We start from the raw sequence: 2,845 nt of genomic DNA on the forward strand, positions 1-2,845 counted from the left end.
CGCACTGAATGTACACCAGGAGATTCGCCACGATAAGCACATGGAGTGGCCCTGTGTAGCGGAGCACGTCGAATCCCGTGATCACCAACGCCACAATCAAAAGGATATTGGTGAGCCATCTGGGGAGGGAAAAAATTCTCGCCAGATCCACCAGGAGCAAACTGGCAAGTGAGGAAGCCAGGGCCAGCGACATCAGCCAGCGCGACTGCTGGCCCATCGCCAGCAGGAACGTCCCCAAGGCGGCCAGTGCCGCCATGTTGATCTGCAGCAAGCGTGTGAGCCGGATGCTGGCGGTCCGGGGGCGTGCGTCCATGGTCATCGCGCTCGGCCCGTCACGATCTGGCAACGGTGGGGTATTCGAAAATATCTTCAAGGTTTCCAGAAGTGACATCAATGACTTCCAGCCGAATATCTCGAACCAGGGTGCCCGCCTGCCCGGAACGTGTTGCGAGGGCGTTCCTCGGGCCTCCCACATCGCCGGAGTGACCAGGTCGAAATCGCAATGGACTTGTGGTGACCAGGAGAAAATCGGCGTGCTGGGGACTTCTCCGACGGGCCTCCGCGAACAAAGTGACCAGGCGATCCGTTTCCGATGATTCAACCCTCGTGAGCACGTCCATAGCCCGTTCCAAAAACCCGGGCGAAGCGGGTCCGCCCAGCCAGAGGATATCCTCCGCGCTGACCCCCAGAAGAAGGGAACGTCCGCCCTTCCGGCAGAGATCGTGGATCACCGTGGCGACAAAACTGATCGCCTTTTCCACATCCTGTTCGTTTTTGACCGCGTCATGACGCTCGTGCTGACTGGCGCTGCAACACAGATTGAGCAGGACGGTGAGATGTTGCTCACGGGGTCGATCGAACTGCCGGACCAGAAGTTTCCCGTGCCTGGCGGAGCTGCGCCAGTGGACCAGGCGGGGACTATCGCCGGTTTGCCAGCTTCGCAACCCGTAAAAATCCCCCGACACCCGATCTGCACACCGTTCGGAGCGGCTGCCGCCTTCGTACGTGAAATGGTGGCGCCGATTCCAATTCTCGGTGAGCCTGCCAAGCCGGGGACATACACTGATCTGATCATAGATGTCCAACTGGCGACGAGCCTCAAATAATCCCAGGGGGAAGCGAGTCGCCAGAACAATTGGTCCAAGCCTGTAGCATCCTCGTCGGGCGATTCTGCCTCGGTAGGCGAGCGTCCTGGGGCTCGTGCCATCCACATAGGGGAAAAACACGCGAACGCATTCTTCACTCGAGCCAGATGACGAGCCATCACGCCGAATACGGTCCGAGACGGAGACCATCCACGCTCGGCCGCGACGCGGCAGGAGTTCCAACTCGAGATCGACGACCAGCAGATCCCCCGCGCACACCCGCGGAGGAATCCGCCGTCGGACGGTCAGGTGGCGGATATTCCGCCGCGCCATTCGCCAACTCAAAAACAAAGGCGCAGCGATAAGCCCCGACAAAAGAAGCAATAAATTGACCTGCCGCACCATGGCGGCCAGAAAGATCCCGACCACCAGGAACGCATAGTAACGCCCCACCGGTGTGAGACGGACCGTCACTTTGGATTGCGCGCTCATCACGCATCAATTATAGGCGGTATGGCGGTCGGGACGCTCTTTTCTCGTCCGTAAAGAACGGGCGGCCTGCCGATGTCACTCCGCCGATTGCACCGAGGAACCATGACGTCGGAAAAATTCGCTCCGCAGTTCCTGGACGAGTTCTTCCCGCCTTTCAAACAACCGTTTGAGGGGGCGGCGGGAGCACCGGGTCAGGGCATACGACGTCAGAAGCGGCATGGCGACGGTGGAATCGATGTAACAGACCACCGAATCCGGCACGCGATCCGGATCGACCTTTCCCCAGCTTACCGCCTCCTGGGGGGTAGCTCCCGACAGCCCGCCGGTATCCGGTCGCGCGTCGGTAAATTGCAGAAAGTAATCATGTCCTTTTGTTTCGATTTCGAGAATGTCGGTCACATGGGGGGCGGTCTGAAGCACGAAATTCTTGGGACTTCCTCCGCCGAAAATGACCACCGCCGAGCGGCGTCCCTCCTGCTTCGACCAGTAATAAATGGCCGCCGTCTCGTTAACATCGGCGAGGGGATCAAGGACAAGTTGGGAATCGCGGAAGCGCTCAGCAGCAGCGACCATCCCGATGGTGGAATCTCCCGGGGAACTCGTGTAAACGGGCACACCGCACCGGTAGGCCGCCGCCAGCACAGACACGTGGGGAAGCCCCGCCTTGTCCTCGGCTTCTGCCGCGTACTTCCCCATGTAATGGTGCAGTTCAGCGGTGGTGAGTCGGCCCTGAAATTCAGGGCGAACAAGCATTTCCTGGACTCGGCGGTCCGTCTCAATCAAGCACTCGTCCAGGGAAAGGAGCACATCGTAGATCCGCACGACACCCACCTCATGGAGGTAGCGATCGTCGTAGCGGAAGTCCCCGGCCACCAGTCTGTAATTGAACGCGAAATGAAGGTCGTGGTAGAGGTTGGCACCCGTACTCACGATCCAGTCCACGAACCCGGCCTCAATCAACGGGACAATGCAGGAAGCCCCCAACCCGGCGGGGGTGAGTGCTCCAGCCAGAGAAATACCCACGGTAACCTCTGGCTCAAGCATTTTGCGGGTAAAGAGCTGAAGGGCCTCTCTCAATCTTCCAGCGTTGTACGCCAAAAAGCACTGGTCGATGAGGTCGGCGGCGGTCTCACCCCCTTTGATCCCGGGAGGCAAAATCCGGCACCGGGAAGGCGAGCACCGACTTGGGCGGCGAGAAAGCATGTGTCTCCAGTTGTCCTTCCGTATTCGCACGGAATTCCCGAAGCCTGCCGAGCGTATTTCGCTAC

The 2,845-nt window shown here is 59.6% G+C and carries 3 protein-coding genes; all 3 read right to left on the reverse strand.

Annotation, left to right across the window (positions count from 1 at the left end; all coding sequences use genetic code 11):
* Positions 1–313 (reverse strand): hypothetical protein (locus tag H5U08_RS14755; RefSeq protein ID WP_297034682.1); only part of this gene is annotated, 313 nt, incomplete at its 3' end.
* Between the two features lie 19 nt (positions 314–332).
* Entirely contained in the window at positions 333–1,577 is a 1,245-nt protein-coding gene (locus tag H5U08_RS14760) for a DUF58 domain-containing protein (RefSeq protein WP_297034684.1), read from the reverse strand.
* A 75-nt stretch (positions 1,578–1,652) separates the two neighbouring features.
* Positions 1,653–2,845, reverse strand: a 1,193-nt coding sequence (gene speY / locus H5U08_RS14765) for a deoxyhypusine synthase (RefSeq protein ID WP_297034687.1), incomplete at its 5' end; no start/stop codon positions are given.

Source organism: Thermogutta sp. (assembly GCF_014359955.1).
Classification (GTDB): domain Bacteria; phylum Planctomycetota; class Planctomycetia; order Pirellulales; family Thermoguttaceae; genus Thermogutta.